Raw genomic sequence first — 15,690 nt, forward strand, 5'->3', positions numbered from 1 at the left:
ACGCGCGGCAGATAGGGCTGTTGTGGTGAGCGGGCTTGTCCCGCGCTGGGCTGCGTAGCAGCCCAAGTCCAGAAGAATGCGGTGTATCAGACACTCTGTAGACACTGGTTTTGGGGCTGCTACGCAGCCCAGCGCGGGACAAGCCCGCTCACCACAGGGAGATTTGTCTGGGTCTGAAAAGTTGTGTAGAGACTTATGGACTTCGGGGGCAAGCCTCCTCCCACATTGTTTACACAAGCCCCGCAAGAGGTACCCCCACAGAGGCATATCAACCCCGCCCCAAGCCCTCTACGCTAGCCCATTGCGGAGGCCCAACCATGCTCACCCATCCCCACATCGTGCTCACCCTGCGTCGCCATCACCTGTTCAGCCAGCTCCCGGAAAAAACCTTCCAGGACGTCTGCACTCTGGCCAATCTCAAGCGCCTGCCCGGCCATGCGCCCTTGATGCATCAGGGCGACGCGGCCGAGCGTTTTTTCCTGCTGGTCAGCGGCCAGATCAAGCTGCACCGGGTCACGGGTGAAGGCCAGGAACATCTGGTGGAAGTCATCCAGCCCGGCCAGACCTTTGCCGAAGCGCTGCTGTTCACCCAGGCCAAGGCCTATCCGGTGAGCGCCACCGCGCTCAAGGACAGCGTGCTGGTCAGCATCGAAGGCCAGCACTACCGCCGGGCCCTGGAAGACCAGCCGAAAATCTGCCTGGCGATCCTGGCCAGCATGAGCATCCACCTGCATCAGCGCCTCAAGGACATCGACACCCTGACCCTGGCCAACGCCAGCCGTCGGGTGATCAACTTCCTGTTCCAGGAGCGCGATGCGCTGAGTGGCGAGGTGGTGCTGCAAGTGCCCAAGCGCCTGGTGGCGTCGAAGCTGGGGATCCAGCCGGAGACCTTTTCAAGGATCCTGCACCGGCTGGTGGAAGGCGGGTTGATCGAGGTGCAGCGGCGCACCATTCGAATCCTCTGCGAAGAACAGTTGATGGGCTATCAGGCCGGCTGATCAGTGCCCGCTATGGCCCGCTGACGCCCGCCCCGCCCGCTCCAGATTCCGCCACAACCAAGGCGGCAACACATCCGGGTCCAAACTGTCGATCAGATTCTTCAACCCCAACCCCAATTCCGTATCCCCCTCAATCACCAACCGGCGGCGAAAGAACAGCGTATCCGGATCTTCCTGGCGGCTGGCCAGCAACAGAAACTCCCGCCAATTACCACTGATGCTGACCTGCGCCTCAGCCTTTTGCGCAATCCGCAACCCATCCCGCCCCAGGGTCAGGTACCAGCACAACCCCAGGTCAGGAATACGCAAACACAGCCAACGCCCGCGTAGCAGGTCAAACCCGCCGTCGCGCAGGGGTTCGGCCAGGCAGCGGTTGAGGGCCTGCTGCAAGACCAGGCGCTGTACGCCAAACGGAACACGGCGAATCAATGGCAACAACCGGTCGGCACCCTTGAGCAGCCATGGTTTACGACTCAGCACAGGCCCACCTCCTCAACCCGCAACATGCCCGCCTGGCCGTGCCAGTAGCCGTTGCAGCCTTCGACATACAGCGGCGGCGTAGCGCCCTGGCGTACCTGGTCGTAGGCACGCACCACCTCGACCATGCCCTCGGCCCGTGGGCTCAGGCGCAACAGATCGGCACCGCTGGACACCAGGCCGGGGTAATCGGCCAGCAGGTTGGTAACGTCGGCGGACATGGTCTGGATGCCATTCAAGGTGAACAGCGCCTGCCCTTCCTGGCTGGTCAGTGGCATGCCGTCGGGGTAGTTGATGCAGCAGAACTGGCAATCGTCCTTGGGGCGGTTTTCCGCGCGGGCGGTGAAGCAACGCGCCGAGTAGGCCAGGGGCAAATGGCCGTAGGCGAAGATTTCCACCTCGGGTAACGGCCGGCCCAATTCGCGCACCTGTTCCAGCACGTCGGCGATCAAGCCCTGGGAGCACTCCACCGGCGGCACCCAGCGCTGCATGCCGGCGTCGAGCAGTTGCACCAGGGCTTGACCGTTGTAGAGGTTGAGCGCCGGGCCGCCGACAAAGGGCAATTTGCGTTCGATCAGCATCTGCACCGCGCCCATGTCGTTGGCCTCCACCAGCCACTCGCTGTTGTCGCACAGGCGGCGCAGGCTCGACAGTTCGGAGGCGGCTTCGATCAAGGTCAGGCTCGACAACACGATCTGCGCCGGGCTGCAGGTCTGCAGCTCCCGCCCCAGGCCCAACCAACGGTCCAGGGAAAACGCGCGGCGCTTGGCACACACGGTTTCGCCCAGGTAAATCACGTCCAGGGGCAAGCCGGCCATGTCCGAGTAGAAGCGCCCCAGGTGTTCCTTATCCCAATAAAACAGCACCGGTCCCAGGCTGAGTTTCATCTGTGTCTCCTCACTGCCATGCACGATGGTAGGCGCCGAGTGTGGTCTGGCTGCCTTCGGATAACCCGGCCAGCACCTGGCGCCATTGGTCCTTGACCACAAAGCTGGCCGGTGCGCTGCGGTGGGCGTCGAGCGCGGCGCGCCAGACCCGGGTGACTTGTTCCACATACGCCGGGCTGCGTTGGCGGCCTTCGATCTTGACCGCTTCGACGCCGATGGCGCTGAGCTCCGGCAGCAGGTCGAGGGTGTCGAGGCTGGTGGGTTCTTCGAGGGCATGGAAGCGTTTGCCGCCGACCAGGAAGCGGCCCTTGCACAGGGTCGGGTAACCGGCGGGTTCGTCGGCGGTATAGCGGTCGATCAGTACTTCGCTCAGGCGCGCACTCAAGCCCTCGGCATCTTCGCTCCAGCGCACCGCCTTGGCCGGCGAGCACACGCCGCACAGGTTCGGCGACTCGCCGGTGATATAGGAAGACAGGTGGCAACGCCCCTCGGCCATGATGCACAGGCTGCCAAACCCGAACACTTCGATGGGCACCGGGCTGCTCGCAGCCACCTGCTTGACCTGGGCCAGGGACAGCACACGGGGCAATACCGCGCGGCGAATGCCATAGCGTTCGGCATAGAACTTCAGCGCCGCCGCGTGGGTGGCCGAGCCCTGTACCGACAGGTGCAAGGCCATGTGCGGATGCTGGCGGCTGGCGTAGTCGAGCACGCCGGGGTCGGCGGCGATCAGGGCGTCCACGCCGTGGTCCGCCGCGCGGTCGACGGCGCGTTGCCAGCGCGCCCAGATCTTCGGTTGCGGGTAGGTGTTGACCGCCACGTACAGCTTGCGCTGGTGCTGGCGAATAAAGGCGACGGCACCGTCGAACTGTTTGTCGTCCATGTTCAACCCGGCAAAGTGCCGGGCATTGGTGTCATCGCGAAAACCGACATACACCGCATCGGCGCCTTGACGCACAGCGGCTTTAAGCGCAGGCAGGTTGCCTGCCGGGCAGACCAGTTGCATGGGGGCTCCTCAGAGAAATTCAGCGAAAGACACAAACGGCACCGGTTCATCCTTGAGCACCTGACGCTCACGCTCGACGATCACCAGGCCATCGGCCCAACAGGCGGCGGTGAGCATCGCCGAGCTTTGCTGGGGATGCAGCACGGCGCGCAATTGCCCGTCCTCGCCAGGGCTCAGGCGTGCACGCAGGTACTGGCGGCGCTTGTTGGGCTTGAGCCATTCGAACGCGGCCGGCACCTGGATCGGCACCGGCAGCACCCGCTCCACCCCTTGGGCGCGCAGCAGGAACGGGCGCACCACCACCAGCGCGGTGATCAGCGCCGCCGACGGGTTACCGGGCAGGCCCAGCCACGGCTTGCCCGCCACTTCGCCAAATGCCAGGGGTTTGCCGGGCTGGATCGCCAGGCGCCAGAAGTCCACGCGACCGAGCGCTTCGATGGCCTGCTTGAGATGGTCCTCCTCCCCCACCGACACCCCCGCCGAGGTCAGCAACAGGTCGCATTCGGACGAGGCCAGGGCCAGGGCATCACGGCTGGCGGCCAACTCATCGGCCATCACCCCGTAGTCGTGCACGTCCACGCCCCAGCCACGCAACAACGCGGCCAGGGCATAGCGGTTGCTGTTGTAGATCTGCCCCGGCACCAGCGCCTCGCCCGGATCACGCAACTCGTTGCCGCTGCTGAGCAGGCACACCCGCAACGGGCGATAGACTTTCAACCGAGGGATGCCTGCCGAGGCGAGCAAGCCGATATCCTGGGCGCGCAGGCGCTTGCCGACGGCGATCAGGGTCTGCCCGCGCTGCAGCTCTTCACCCTGCTTGCGCACGTGCTCGCCGAGACGTACCGGCGGGCACCAGATGCGCTGGCCGTACAGGCGGCAACGCTCCTGGGCCACCACCGTGTCAGCGCCAGGCGGTAGCGGCGCACCGGTAAAGATGCGCACGGCCTGCCCGGCCTGCACGCTCACCTTGCTGTGCTGCCCCGCCGCAATGCGCCCGGCGAGCATCAGGTAGCCGCCTTCGGCCGGCACGTCCTCGGCGCGCAGGGCGTAGCCGTCCATGGCGCTGTTGTCGAAACCGGGCAAATCCAGGGGCGAGAACAGCTCTTCAGCGACCACCCGCCCCAGCGCCTGCTCCAGGCCAATCACCTGGGTGCTCGGCGGCGGCGGCGCCTGGGCCAGCAGCGTAGCGATGGCTTCGTCCACCGGCATCAGGTGGCCGCTGTCACACACCGAGACACTCATGAACGCGACTCGCAGGCTTGCAGGGTTTGCTCAGGCTGGGGCTTGAGGTGCGGCACGAAGTTGCACGGGCCGGTGCGGCTGTCCAACTGCCCCGCCAGGATCTGGTCCCAGCCGGTGCGACACGCCCCCGGCGAGCCCGGCATGCAGCACACCAGCACGCCGTTGCTGATGCCGGCCAACGCGCGGGACTGCACGGTGGAAGTGCCGATCTCGGCCAGGGACACCTGGCGGAACAACTCACCGAAGCCTTCGACATGTTTGTCCAGCAACGGCAACACCGCCTGGGGCGTGTTGTCACGGGCGGTGAAACCGGTGCCGCCGGTCATCAGCACCACTTGCACCTCGGGGTCCGCGATCCACAGGGAGACTTGCGCACGAATCTGGTAGATATCGTCGATCACCAGGCCACGGTCGATGAGCACATGCCCGGCACTTTCGAGGCGGTCCACCAGGGTCTGGCCGGAGGTGTCGGTGTCGAGGGTACGGGTGTCACTGATGGTCAGCACGGCGATGTTCAGGGGCACGAAATTGCGTTGTTTCAAATGGGCCATGATCAAGGCTCCAGGCGTCAAGAAAGTTGCCGTCAGCCTGCGCCGCAACGGGCGCAGGGCCTATTCCTCCAAGGAGGTATCTCGTTCAGGGGGCCAGGCGCGTGCGCTGCCAAATGCCCGCGTGCAGGCGGTAGTCAAGACGGTCATGCAGACGGTCGGGCCGGCCCTGCCAGAACTCGATGCGCTGCGGCTGCAGGCGGTAGCCGCCCCAATGCTCGGGGCGTGGCGGTTGCTGCCCGGCGAAACGCTCGGTGACCTCACGCAGGCGGCTTTCCAGCTCGCTGCGATGGCCAAGGGGCTGGCTTTGCGGCGACGCCCAGGCGCCCAACTGGCTGGCGGCCGGGCGCGCATCGAAATAATCGTCCGACAGCTGCGCATCCGCCCGCACCACCGGGCCTTCGATACGCACCTGACGCTCCAGCCCCGGCCAGAAAAACGTCATGGCCGCATGGGGATTGCTCGCCAACTCCTGGCCCTTGGCACTCTGGTAATGGCCGAAAAAGAAAAAACCCTCGGCGCTGAAACCCTTGAGCAGCAAGATGCGGCAATGCGCATGGCCCTGGCTGTCCACGGTGGCCAGCGCCATGCTATTGGCCTCCGCCGGAGGCACCTCGGTTTTGCGCGCCTGATCCAGCCACTGACCGAACAGCACCAGGGGATCGTCCTGCGCCAAGTCATCACGCAAACCATAAAGGGTGTAGTTACGGCGCAATTGCGCAAGAGACAAGGGCATGACACGGTCCTCCAGAAAGTTCGCCACAGTGTGGGAACTACCGCGCCGTTATCCCTTGACCACGATCAACATTCACCCGTGGCATGACGCCGCATGTGATTGCTTGAGGTGTGGGGCTCTACAGAACGGATCGCGTTGTTGCTGTTGCTGTTGCTGTTGCTGTTGCTCTGGCTCTGGCTCTGGCTCTGGCTTTTGATCTTGATCCTAGGCGCCCCGTCAAACACGCTGGCCGAACGCAGGCTTGAATCCGTGGGTAACCCGGCAGGACGCCGGGTTAGCCGTCCTGGGCCAAGGATGGCCCATGACGGCGGCCCACGGATTCAAGCCTGCGTTCGGGCACACCGAGCCTAGGCGAGGTGCCGAGTGTTGGGGCAAGAGCCCTTTTGGTTACTTTTGGGGCTCTTTTCCAAAAGTGACCCGCTGTAAGAGCGGAACCCTAAGTGGCCGTTACCGCAGCAACGGATATGTACTCATTCCAACCCCAGCAAATGGTCGGTCCAGAGGACCCATCGGGAGCAAGTCGAATCGTCGCACCGCCCCTCCCACATTTGATCTCTATACATCAGGTACCTATCAGCCTGCCTGATCAGCGCAACATCAACTTGGCCAGAATCACGATCACGACCATATGCCCCAGGATGCTGCGACGAATCCACGTCGCACGCCTCGGGCTCAAGCGCTGATGGCCCAGCAGGTACGCCAGCCACAGGTAATGGCCGATGATGCTCAGGGCCAGCAAAATTTTCAGGCTCAGCAGCGCCCCGAAATGGCTGGCCCAGGGCACCGCCAACAGCCCGCGATAGTGCCAGGCCAGGCCGATGCCGGCGCCGTACAGCAACACCACCACGCCGTGCAGTACCTGGCGCGAACGCCGTGCAATGGCGTGGTCGGAGGTGAACTGCGCCGACCAGGCCAATTCCTCACGGGCGCTGTGCCAGATCACTACTTCGAAAAACAGCGTGCCGATAAACGCAATCGCCGCCAGCAGATGCACGATCAACAAGGTGGAATAGAGCATGACGTCCCCCTAGCCTGGATGCCCATCGACCCGCGCCTGCCACAGCATCGGGCCATACCGCCACAGGTACAGGCCGAGCCCGAGGGTCCAGCACACCCCCGCCAGCCACAACGCGGCCATCGGCAACAGCAGGACCAGCACCACCCGGCACACACACGCCAGGTTCAGCAGCCCAAAGGCCAGGGTCATCCCTGCGGGCGGCTGCAACGGGCGGCCGGTGTGGCCCAAGCTGACGCGGGCGATCATGGCCAGGATCAGCCCGGCCATGGCGCCGATGGTCAATGCATGCACGGCCAGGCTGGGATTGAGCGGCGCGCCGCAGTGCCACAGCGCCATGCCCAGGCAGGCCACGGCCAGCCAGGCATACGCCAGGTGCAATGACCACAGCAACGGCACGCGCCACAGGCCACGATCATGCCAGCGGACCAGGCGCACCAGGTGCCCCAGCCCGAGTGCGGCGAACAGCAGGCCGATCCACAGGTTGGCGCCCAACGCGGGCCCTGCGGCATACAGCACGGCGATCAGCAGCGAGCCGCCAAGCAATATAAGGTCCAGCCACACCCAGGGTTTGACCGCTTCGACCCGGCCCAAACCGCGCTGGGTGAAAAACGGAATCACCCGTCCGCCGATCAGGCCCATCATCGCCGCCACCAGCCACAGGCCGGTGAGCACCGCCTGGCGTTGCAGGCCGGGGTCATTGCGCAGCAAGCCATACAGCGACAGCGCATCGGCCACGGTCAGCAGCGCCAGCACCAGCACAATCGGGTAATTACGCTTCTGTCTTACCTGCCAGAGGGTCCAGCCCATCACCGCGGCGACGGCCAGGGGAAAGGTCAGCTCCAGCACCGCCAACAGCGGCCAGTGCAGGTTGAACAACCACCCCAGGCGCGCCGCCAGCCACACGCCGGCAAGCAGCGCCAGGGCGTTGCCGCTGATGCCCGGACGGCCGGTCCAGGTCTGCACTGCCGTGAGCAGGAAGCCGGCGATAATCGCCAGGCCAAAGCCGAACAGCAGCTCATGGCGATGCCAGGCCAGCCAGCCGCCCGCCGGCTGCCAGCTGCCGAGGTGACCGCCCAGGGCCAGCAGCCACAGGGGGATTGCCAGCGTCGCCAATACACAGGCGCCGAGGAAGAATGGCCGGAAGGCCAGGCGAAACAACGGGGTAATCGACATGGCCTTGCGCCGATCGAGCACTTGCATGACACGGTCTCCCTTCAGGACTGCGGCAATCTTGCGCCGATACCTGCGCGTTGCCCTTGTCGTAGATCAAGTCGCAAACCCACTTCAACGCTTACGCTTGCGCTCACTGTAGGAGCGAGCTTGCTCGCGAAGAACGTTAACGATGACGCGGGCATCCTGATTAAACGCGGTGTCTGTGGGTTTTTCGCGAGCAAGCTCGCTCCTACAACACCCTTAGCATGCTTTGGAGCCATGATGAAAAACGCCTATGTCCCCCTCGCCTGGTTTGTGATCCTCGGCTCCATGCTGGCCGCCGCCAGCGGGCTTTCGCTGGTGCTGGTGTGAACGCGCCGCTGCTGTTCAAGGAACCGGGCATGGTGCTGCATCGCGTGCACCACCAGATCCTGCGCAGCCATCACCTGTTCGAACCGCTGAACGACGAAGAACTCAACGAGCTGATGGGCAACAGCCAGTTGCTGAGTATCGACAAAGGCGAGCCGCTGTTCCGCCAGGGCGAACCGGCCGATGCGTTTTACTTCGTGATTGCCGGTGCGGTGAAGATCTACCGTTTGACCCCCGACGGCCAGGAGAAGGTCTTCGAAGTGATCGGCGAGCGCCAGACCTTCGCCGAGGCCATGATGCTGATGGACACCCCCAACTACGTGGCCTGCGCCGAAGCGGTGTGCCCCACCCAATTGTACCGTTTGTCCAACGCCACCTACATGCGCCTGCTGCACAGCAACAGCCGCCTGACCTTCGCCCTGCTCGGCACGTTGTGCGTGCGCCTGCACCAGCGGGTCAACGAGATCGAGACCCTGTCGCTGAAAAACGCCACCCACCGCGTGGTGCGCTACCTGCTGACCCAACTGATGCGCCTGCACAGCACCGACGCCACCTTCGAACTGCCCATGGCCAAGCAGTTGATTGCCGGGCATCTGTCGATCCAGCCGGAAACCTTTTCGCGGATTATCCGGCGCCTGATCGATGAAAAGATCATCACCCAGGACGGACGTCAGATCGCCATTCTGGACCGGCTGCGCCTGGAGCAATTCGAGTGAAAACCTGTCTGTACTGCCAGCAGCGCAATGCCGACAAGCATCAGCAGTGCACGGATTGCGGTATGGCCCTGCCCGCCTCGGACGCCGGCATACAGGCCCTTCGCTTGCGGCGTTTCCAGTGGTTCTGCCTGAGCCTGACGCTGTTTTGCATCGCGATGTTCTTCTGGTTGCCGCGCGACTTCTACTGACCCTCGGTCAGTTGCCGGTACAGCTGGGGCAACCGCAGCGGCAGCTGCTCCGGCTGGCGGATCAGGGTGTAGCCATGGGCACCGAACATATAGGGCAAATAATCCCCGGCCTGTCTGTCGATGGTGATGCAGAACGGAATCAGGCCCTGGCGCCGCGCCTCGACCACTGCCTGGCGGGTGTCTTCGACCCCGTAGCGGCCCTCATACAGATCCAGGTCATTGGGTTTGCCATCGGTCAGTAGCAACAACAACTTGCGCCGCTGTTTGCACGCGCCCAGCAACTGGGTGGCCTGGCGAATCGCGGCGCCCATGCGCGTGTAGTACCCCGGTTTGAGGGCCTGGATGCAGCCGCGCGTGCGGTCGTCATAGACTTGCTCGAAGGTCTTGAGCTGGTGCAGGCGCACCTGATGGCGGCGCAGGGACGAGAAGCCATACAACGCAAACGCATCCCCCAGCCCGTCCAGGCTTTCGCCGAACAGCAACAGGCTGTCGCGGATCACGTCGATGACCTTTTGCTCGTCGTTCAAATGCGCGTCGGTGGACATCGACAGGTCCGCCAGCAGCAGGCATGCCAGGTCGCGTCGGGTGTGACGTTGCTCCTGGTACAAGCCGCGTTCGGTGCAGGCGCCGTGTTGGCGTTGCACGTAAAAATCCACCCAGGCTTGCAGGTCCAGCTCCGCGCCCTGGGGTTGCTGGCGCAGCCATTGGCGGTCGGTGCGCAGTTGCTGGAACTGGCGGCGCAGGCGCTGGGCCGGGCCGAGTAATCGGGCTGGTAACGGTTGCGGTGCATCGGCACGTGGCTGCATCCGTTGCAGATTGACGAAACCGGGTTGCAGGCATTGTTGACGGTAATCCCACTCGGGCAGCTTGATGCCCTCGCCGAGGGGGATGTCATCCACTTCGGCGGGAGGCAGGTCGAGGTGCAGCTTCAAGCCGCCACTCTTGCGCACGCGCTGGCGCGACAGGCTCAACTGGTCGAGGTCTTCGGCGACGCGGGCGGCGTCCGGGTCCTCACTGTCGTCGGCCCAGCGATCGAGGTCGACGTGCTCGGTCCAGCTGAACAGGTTTTCCAGGCGCACCACCAGCAGGCCGCCATCACGGCTGTGATCATCCACACGGCAGGCACGTTTGGGCGCGCCCTGCTGCTCCCCGGACGGGGTGGCGAGGTCGTCGCCGTCGTCTTCAAGGTCGAGGGCCTGGGGCGTGTCCAGGTGCAACGGCGGGTAAAGCCATAAGGGCAACGGCCAGGCGGCGCGTTCGCTGCGGGGTAAATGGCGCACGCTGCCGGGCTCGCGCAGGGCCTTGCGCAAGGCTTTTTCCAGGGCAGCTTCAGCGGGGCTCAGGCTGGCCGGGTCGGGGCGCAGCGTAATATGGGCGTCCACCAGGCGCTGGTAACTGGGCAACAGCGCCGGGTAGCGTTGCAGCAGCAGCCAGGTCCAGCGCTGGTTGTCCCGGGCCCAATGGGCCATGGGGCCTGCATGGGCGGCCAGCAGCGCCAGCCAGCGGTACAGCTCCCGGTTCAAGGCGACGGTGGGGTACACCGCCAGGCTCGACGGCAGGCGCAGGCGGTTGCCATCGCAGGAGGCCAGCGGCGCATGCCGGCAGGTGCCGGCGATGCGCATCAACAGGTTGCGGCGCAGCAGCAGGTCGCGTTCGCTGGCGGCTTCGAGGGCGATCCCGCTGGCACCGCCCAAGGCGCGAAACAATACGGCGAGGCTGCGCTGGCGGTCGACCAGCTCGACCCGCGCCGCCGGGAAATCGGCGCTGGCGCGGCGGGTGATAAAGCGGTGCCAGGCACTGCCGACCCATTCTTCCAATTCAAGGGTAAAGGCCATGGGATGGGCTCCAACTGTTTGATATTTGACAGGCACACTGCAGTCAAAATGTGGGAGGGGCGGTGCGACAATTCGACTTGCCCCCGATAGCGCCGGGTCAGTTAAAAAATAAGTGACTGACACTCCCTCATCGGGGGCAAGCCCCACACATTTACCGAGTACACCAGCCCCAACTCCGGTCGGCTCTAAGGCCGCCGCGCTTTGGCTCTTGATCTCAAATCGCCCCGTCAAACACGCTGGCCGAACGCAGGCTTTGGAGCGTGGGTAACCCGGCAGGACGCCGGGTTAGCCGCACTGGGCCATGGATGGCCCATTGCGGCGGCCCACGCTCCAAAGCCTTCGTTCGGGCACACCGAGCCTAGGCGAGGTGCCGAGTGTTGGGGCGAAGCGTTTTTGGTTACTTTTGGCGCTCTTCCAAAAGTGACCCGCTGTAAGAGCGGAACCCTAAGCAGCCGTTACCGCAGCAACGGATATGTACTCACCCCCCAAAAAGCGGTCGGCCCAGAGGCCGCCATCGGGGGCAAGTCGAATCGTCGCACCGCCCCTCCCACATTTGGACCGCGTTACTTCAGTAGACGATCGGCACCGGTGCTCCAGCCATCCGAGCACGTTGCCGGAAGCTGAGCAGGTAGCAGAGCAACCCCATCAGAAAGCCCACCCCACTGACCAACCGCGCCCAGAACAGTCCCTGCAAATGCTCCACCGTGGCCATGAACGGCAAGGCCACCCCGTCCACCTGCCAGCGTTGCAGCCAGACCTGCACGGCCCCGGCGGCGGTGAGGAACAGCGTGATCATCACCATCGACAGCACCATCATCCAGAAGCCCCAGATTTCGAGGGTCTGCGAACGCGCGTCCGGCGCTTCACCGATACCGCGCAGGCGGGGCATGGCGTAGCTGATCAGGGTCATCACGATCATTGCGTAGGCACCGAAGAACGCCAGGTGCCCGTGGGCGGCGGTGAGTTGGGTGCCGTGGGTGTAGAAGTTGACTGGTGCCAGGGTGTGCAGGAACCCCCACACGCCTGCGCCGAAGAACGCCGTGACCGTGGTGCCCTTAGCCCACAACGTCGCCGCGCGATTCGGGTGCTGGCGCCGACGTTGCTTCACCATGGTGAAGGCGAACATCACCATCGCCAGGAACGGCAGCGGCTCCAGGGCCGAGAAGATCGAACCAACCCACAGCCACACCTCAGGCGCACCGATCCAGAAAAAGTGGTGACCGGTGCCGATGATCCCGGTGATCAAGGCCATGGCGATGATCACGTAAAGCCATTTCTCCACCACTTCGCGGTCGACGCCGGTGACCTTGATCAGCACGAAAGCCAGCATCGAGCCCATGATCAGTTCCCACACGCCTTCGACCCACAGATGCACCACCCACCACCAGTAGAACTTGTCACGCGCCAGGTTGCCGGGGTTGTAGAAAGAGAACAGGAAGAACACCGCGAGACCAATCAACCCGGTCATCATCACCATGCTGACGGTGGTCTTGCGGCCCTTGAGCAGGGTCATGCCGATGTTGTACAGAAAGCCCAGGCACACCACGACGATGCCCATTTTGGTAATGGTCGGTTGCTCCAGGAACTCACGACCCATGGTCGGCAGCAGCTCGTTGTGGGTCAGCCTGGCCAGCGCCGCATACGGCACCATCAGGTAGCCGAGGATGGTCAACACCCCGGCGGCGGCGAACACCCAGAACAGGATGATCGCCAGTTTCGGGCTGTGCAGCTCGCGTTCGGCCTCCTCGGGTATCAGGTAGTAAGCCGCGCCCATAAAGCCGAACAGCAGCCACACGATCAGCAGGTTGGTGTGGACCATCCGTGCCACGTTGAAGGGGATCAACGGGAACAGAAAGTCGCCGATGACGTATTGCAGGCCCATGATCAAACCGAACAGCACCTGACCGAGAAACAGGATCAGGGCGAACACAAAGTAGGGTTTGGCCACGGCCTGGGATTGGAATTTCAAGTATGGATTGGCACTGCGCATGGCTCAGCCCTCCTTGTTCGGTGGCCAGTTATTGGTATTGATCTTCGAGCTCCATTTGAGGAACTCGGCCATATCGTCCACCTCCTGGTCACTGAGATTGAATTGCGGCATGGCCCGCCGCCCCGGTACACCCAGGGGCTGCATTTTCATCCAGGCTTGCAGGAACGGCTTGAACCCTTCTTCGCCGCCCCGGCGCTTGAACACATTGCCCAGCTCCGGCGCGAAATAAGCGCCCTCGCCCAGCAAGGTGTGGCAGCCGACGCAGTTGTTGCGCTCCCAGACGCCCTTGCCGCGAACGACGGATTCGCTGAGTTGGTCGACGTTGCTGCGGGCGGGAAAGGTTTGTTCGGTGTGGTAGGTCAGGGCCAGGAAAATCAGGAAGAAGAACACGCTTCCTCCGAAGTAGATATTCCTGGCCATGCCCTTGGTGAAGGTCTCTGACATGGTCGCTTCCTCATTGCTTGGCCAGGGAATGATAGGGAGGTGGGGGGTGGAAACTGCTTGATGGCGATCAAGAATTGTTGATGGTTTTGGTGGGGTATTTTTTTTGGGGGGGGGTTGGGTACATATCCGTTATTAAGGTAACGGCGGCCTATGGTTCCGCTCTTACAGCGGGTCACTTTTGGAAGAGCGCCAAAAGTAACCAAAAACGCTTCGCCCCAACACTCGGCACCTCGCCTAGGCTCGGTGTGCCCGAACGAAGGCTTTGGAGCGTGGGCCGCCGCGATGGGCCATCCTTGGCCCATGACGGCGGCCCACGGATTCAAGCCGGAGTGAGGGTATGCCGAGCCTAGGCGAGGCACCGAGTGTTGGGGCAAGAGCCCTTTGGTTACTTTGGGCTGGGCCGGCATTCCGGCTCTTTTCCAAAGTGACCCGCTGTAAGAGCGGAACCATAGGCCGCCGTTACCGAAAAAACGGATATGTACTCAGCCCAACCAACGCGATCAACACCCCCACCCACCCCACCATCACAAACCGCCACAACCACGGCCCACGCCGCAATTCCATAAACCCATCCACAATCACCCACCCCTTGACCACCGCCAGCAACAACACCCCCCACCACAACCCGGACGCCCCCGTCAGTACAGTGCCAACGCTCAGCACCACCAACATCAGCCAACACAGGATCAGCGTCTGGGAATCCGTCATACCCACCTCAGTGAATCACATAGACCAACGGAAACAGCACCACCCACACCAGATCCACCATGTGCCAATACAGCACCCCGGACTCCAGCCCGCCGACTGACAGCCCGCCGCACCAGCAGCCCAGCGCCAGCCACCCGAGAATCACCATCCCCAGTAGCACATGCAGGAAATGAAACCCCGTGAGTATCCAGTACAAGGTAAAAAACGTGCTGTGCTCCAGGCCCAGTCCGGCAGCGCCCAGGTGGGCGTACTCGGTGAGTTTGATCGCCACATACACCAGCGCCACCAACAACGCCCCCCACAACAAGCAAGCGCCCCGACGCGAGTGTCCCAAACGCACCTGCTGCACCGCCAACGCTGCCAACAAGCCTGCGGTCAGCAGGCTCAAGGTCATCGCCAACCCGGTCGAGGTATCCAGCTGTGCGCGCCCGGCGGCAAACAGCTCGGGCTTGAGCACCTGGGTCACGGCAAACGTGAGGATCAGAAGCGCGAACACCGACAGCTCGGCGAGGATAAAAAACCACATCGCCAGGTCGCCTGGCAGCCGGCGCGGTTCAGGCAAAGTGCACATCCACCACGTCCATCAGCGCGGCGACGGTCTGCGGGTCGTCGCTCAGCGGTTCGGCCAGGCACGCAAGGCAGGCTGCGCGTGGGCTCATGCCGGCGCCGATCAGGCGGGCGGTGAAGATCAGCAGCCGGGTGGAGGCCACCTCCTCCAGGTCATGCTGGTCAAGCCGACGCAACGCCTGGCCCAGGCGCACGACCTGGGCGGCCAGCGCCACATCCACACCGGCCTCGCGGGCGACGATGCGTTCTTCGTCGGCCACCGGCGGGTAGGCAAACCGCATCGCCACGAAGCGCTGGCGGGTGCTGGGTTTCATGCCCTTGAGCAGGTTCTGGTAGCCGGGGTTGTACGACACCACCAGCATGAACGACGACGGCGCCTTGAGCACTTCGCCGGTGCGTTCCAGGAACAGTTCACGGCGTTCATCGGCAATCGGGTGCAGCACCACGGCGGTGTCCTGGCGTGCTTCGACAACTTCGTCGAGGTAGCAGATCCCGCCTTCGCGCACGGCGCGGGTCAGTGGGCCGTCCTGCCACCAGGTGCCGTCGGTGCCGATCAGGTGGCGGCCGAGCAGGTCGGCGGCGCTGAGGTCGTCGTGGCAGGCCACGGTGTACAGCGGCAGGTTCAGGCGATGCGCCATGTGCTGCACGAAGCGCGTCTTGCCACAGCCGGTGGGGCCTTTGATCAGCACCGGCAGATGGTGGCGCCAGGCGTGTTCGAACAGTTGCTGTTCGTTATCCAGCGGTTGGTAGAAGGGCTCGGTCATTACGCGTACTCGCAACGGGTTCGGCCCCCACGCTAAGGGCCCCTG

Annotated in this window: 17 protein-coding genes; 3 read left to right on the top strand and 14 right to left on the bottom strand. The window is 63.8% G+C overall.

Features of this window, described 5'->3' with window-relative positions; genetic code table 11:
- Positions 1 to 317: 317 nt before the first annotated feature.
- Positions 318 to 998: a Crp/Fnr family transcriptional regulator gene (locus F6S08_RS17465; protein WP_065924648.1), complete on the top strand. Its 681-nt coding sequence runs from the start codon at positions 318 to 320 to the stop codon at positions 996 to 998.
- Here F6S08_RS17465 and F6S08_RS17470 read toward each other — a convergent pair whose 3' ends face one another.
- From F6S08_RS17470 to F6S08_RS17505, 8 genes are all read right to left on the bottom strand, one after another.
- Entirely contained in the window at positions 999 to 1,478 is a 480-nt protein-coding gene (locus tag F6S08_RS17470) for an SCP2 domain-containing protein (protein ID WP_065924647.1), read from the bottom strand.
- A complete protein-coding gene (locus tag F6S08_RS17475) occupies positions 1,472 to 2,362 on the bottom strand; it encodes a U32 family peptidase (protein WP_315872043.1) in 891 nt (296 codons plus the stop codon). Before F6S08_RS17475 ends, F6S08_RS17470 begins: the two co-directional genes overlap by 7 nt.
- A gap of 10 nt (positions 2,363 to 2,372) precedes the next feature.
- Positions 2,373 to 3,368, bottom strand: a complete 996-nt coding sequence (locus tag F6S08_RS17480) for a peptidase U32 family protein (protein ID WP_065948136.1) — start codon at positions 3,366 to 3,368, stop codon at positions 2,373 to 2,375.
- Between the two features lie 9 nt (positions 3,369 to 3,377).
- Positions 3,378 to 4,610: a gephyrin-like molybdotransferase Glp gene (glp, locus tag F6S08_RS17485; protein ID WP_315872044.1), complete on the bottom strand. Its 1,233-nt coding sequence runs from the start codon at positions 4,608 to 4,610 to the stop codon at positions 3,378 to 3,380.
- Positions 4,607 to 5,161, bottom strand: coding sequence for a molybdenum cofactor biosynthesis protein B (gene moaB / locus F6S08_RS17490; protein ID WP_065924644.1), 555 nt, complete (start codon positions 5,159 to 5,161; stop codon positions 4,607 to 4,609). The genes glp and moaB overlap by 4 nt, the downstream gene beginning before the upstream one ends.
- A gap of 85 nt (positions 5,162 to 5,246) precedes the next feature.
- Positions 5,247 to 5,894, bottom strand: coding sequence for a pyridoxamine 5'-phosphate oxidase (gene pdxH, locus F6S08_RS17495; protein ID WP_074847062.1), 648 nt, complete (start codon positions 5,892 to 5,894; stop codon positions 5,247 to 5,249).
- Between the two features lie 586 nt (positions 5,895 to 6,480).
- A complete protein-coding gene (locus tag F6S08_RS17500) occupies positions 6,481 to 6,912 on the bottom strand; it encodes a hypothetical protein (protein ID WP_074847063.1) in 432 nt (143 codons plus the stop codon).
- A gap of 9 nt (positions 6,913 to 6,921) precedes the next feature.
- A complete protein-coding gene (locus F6S08_RS17505) occupies positions 6,922 to 8,112 on the bottom strand; it encodes an NnrS family protein (RefSeq protein ID WP_065924641.1) in 1,191 nt (396 codons plus the stop codon).
- Positions 8,113 to 8,465: 353 nt separating this feature from the next.
- Between F6S08_RS17505 and F6S08_RS17510 the strand changes: the two genes are divergently transcribed.
- Positions 8,466 to 9,149 (top strand): Crp/Fnr family transcriptional regulator, encoded by a 684-nt coding sequence (locus F6S08_RS17510; protein WP_053134436.1) that lies wholly within the window; start codon positions 8,466 to 8,468, stop codon positions 9,147 to 9,149.
- A complete protein-coding gene (locus F6S08_RS17515; RefSeq protein ID WP_065924640.1) occupies positions 9,146 to 9,337 on the top strand; it encodes a protein DnrP in 192 nt (63 codons plus the stop codon). The genes F6S08_RS17510 and F6S08_RS17515 overlap by 4 nt, the downstream gene beginning before the upstream one ends.
- Here F6S08_RS17515 and F6S08_RS17520 read toward each other — a convergent pair.
- The 6 genes from F6S08_RS17520 to F6S08_RS17545 all read right to left on the bottom strand — a co-directional run bounded on the left by F6S08_RS17520 (position 9,331) and on the right by F6S08_RS17545 (position 15,645).
- Positions 9,331 to 11,172, bottom strand: a complete 1,842-nt coding sequence (locus tag F6S08_RS17520; RefSeq protein WP_065924639.1) for a nitric oxide reductase activation protein NorD — start codon at positions 11,170 to 11,172, stop codon at positions 9,331 to 9,333. The two genes, F6S08_RS17515 and F6S08_RS17520, sit on opposite strands and share 7 nt — an antisense overlap.
- A 568-nt stretch (positions 11,173 to 11,740) precedes the next feature.
- Positions 11,741 to 13,162 (bottom strand): cbb3-type cytochrome c oxidase subunit I, encoded by a 1,422-nt coding sequence (locus F6S08_RS17525; RefSeq protein ID WP_137212226.1) that lies wholly within the window; start codon positions 13,160 to 13,162, stop codon positions 11,741 to 11,743.
- Between the two features lie 3 nt (positions 13,163 to 13,165).
- On the bottom strand, positions 13,166 to 13,606 hold the full coding sequence (locus tag F6S08_RS17530) for a c-type cytochrome (RefSeq protein ID WP_065924637.1): 441 nt from the start codon (positions 13,604 to 13,606) through the stop codon (positions 13,166 to 13,168).
- Positions 13,607 to 14,065: 459 nt separating this feature from the next.
- Positions 14,066 to 14,314: a cytochrome C oxidase subunit IV family protein gene (locus F6S08_RS17535; protein ID WP_315872045.1), complete on the bottom strand. Its 249-nt coding sequence runs from the start codon at positions 14,312 to 14,314 to the stop codon at positions 14,066 to 14,068.
- Positions 14,315 to 14,321: 7 nt separating this feature from the next.
- A complete protein-coding gene (locus F6S08_RS17540) occupies positions 14,322 to 14,885 on the bottom strand; it encodes a cytochrome c oxidase subunit 3 (RefSeq protein ID WP_315872046.1) in 564 nt (187 codons plus the stop codon).
- Positions 14,869 to 15,645, bottom strand: a complete 777-nt coding sequence (locus F6S08_RS17545; RefSeq protein WP_315872047.1) for a CbbQ/NirQ/NorQ/GpvN family protein — start codon at positions 15,643 to 15,645, stop codon at positions 14,869 to 14,871. The genes F6S08_RS17540 and F6S08_RS17545 overlap by 17 nt, the downstream gene beginning before the upstream one ends.
- Positions 15,646 to 15,690: the final 45 nt, after the last annotated feature.

The organism is Pseudomonas sp. JV449 (genome assembly GCF_032424295.1).
Classification (GTDB): Bacteria; Pseudomonadota; Gammaproteobacteria; order Pseudomonadales; family Pseudomonadaceae; genus Aquipseudomonas; species Aquipseudomonas marginalis.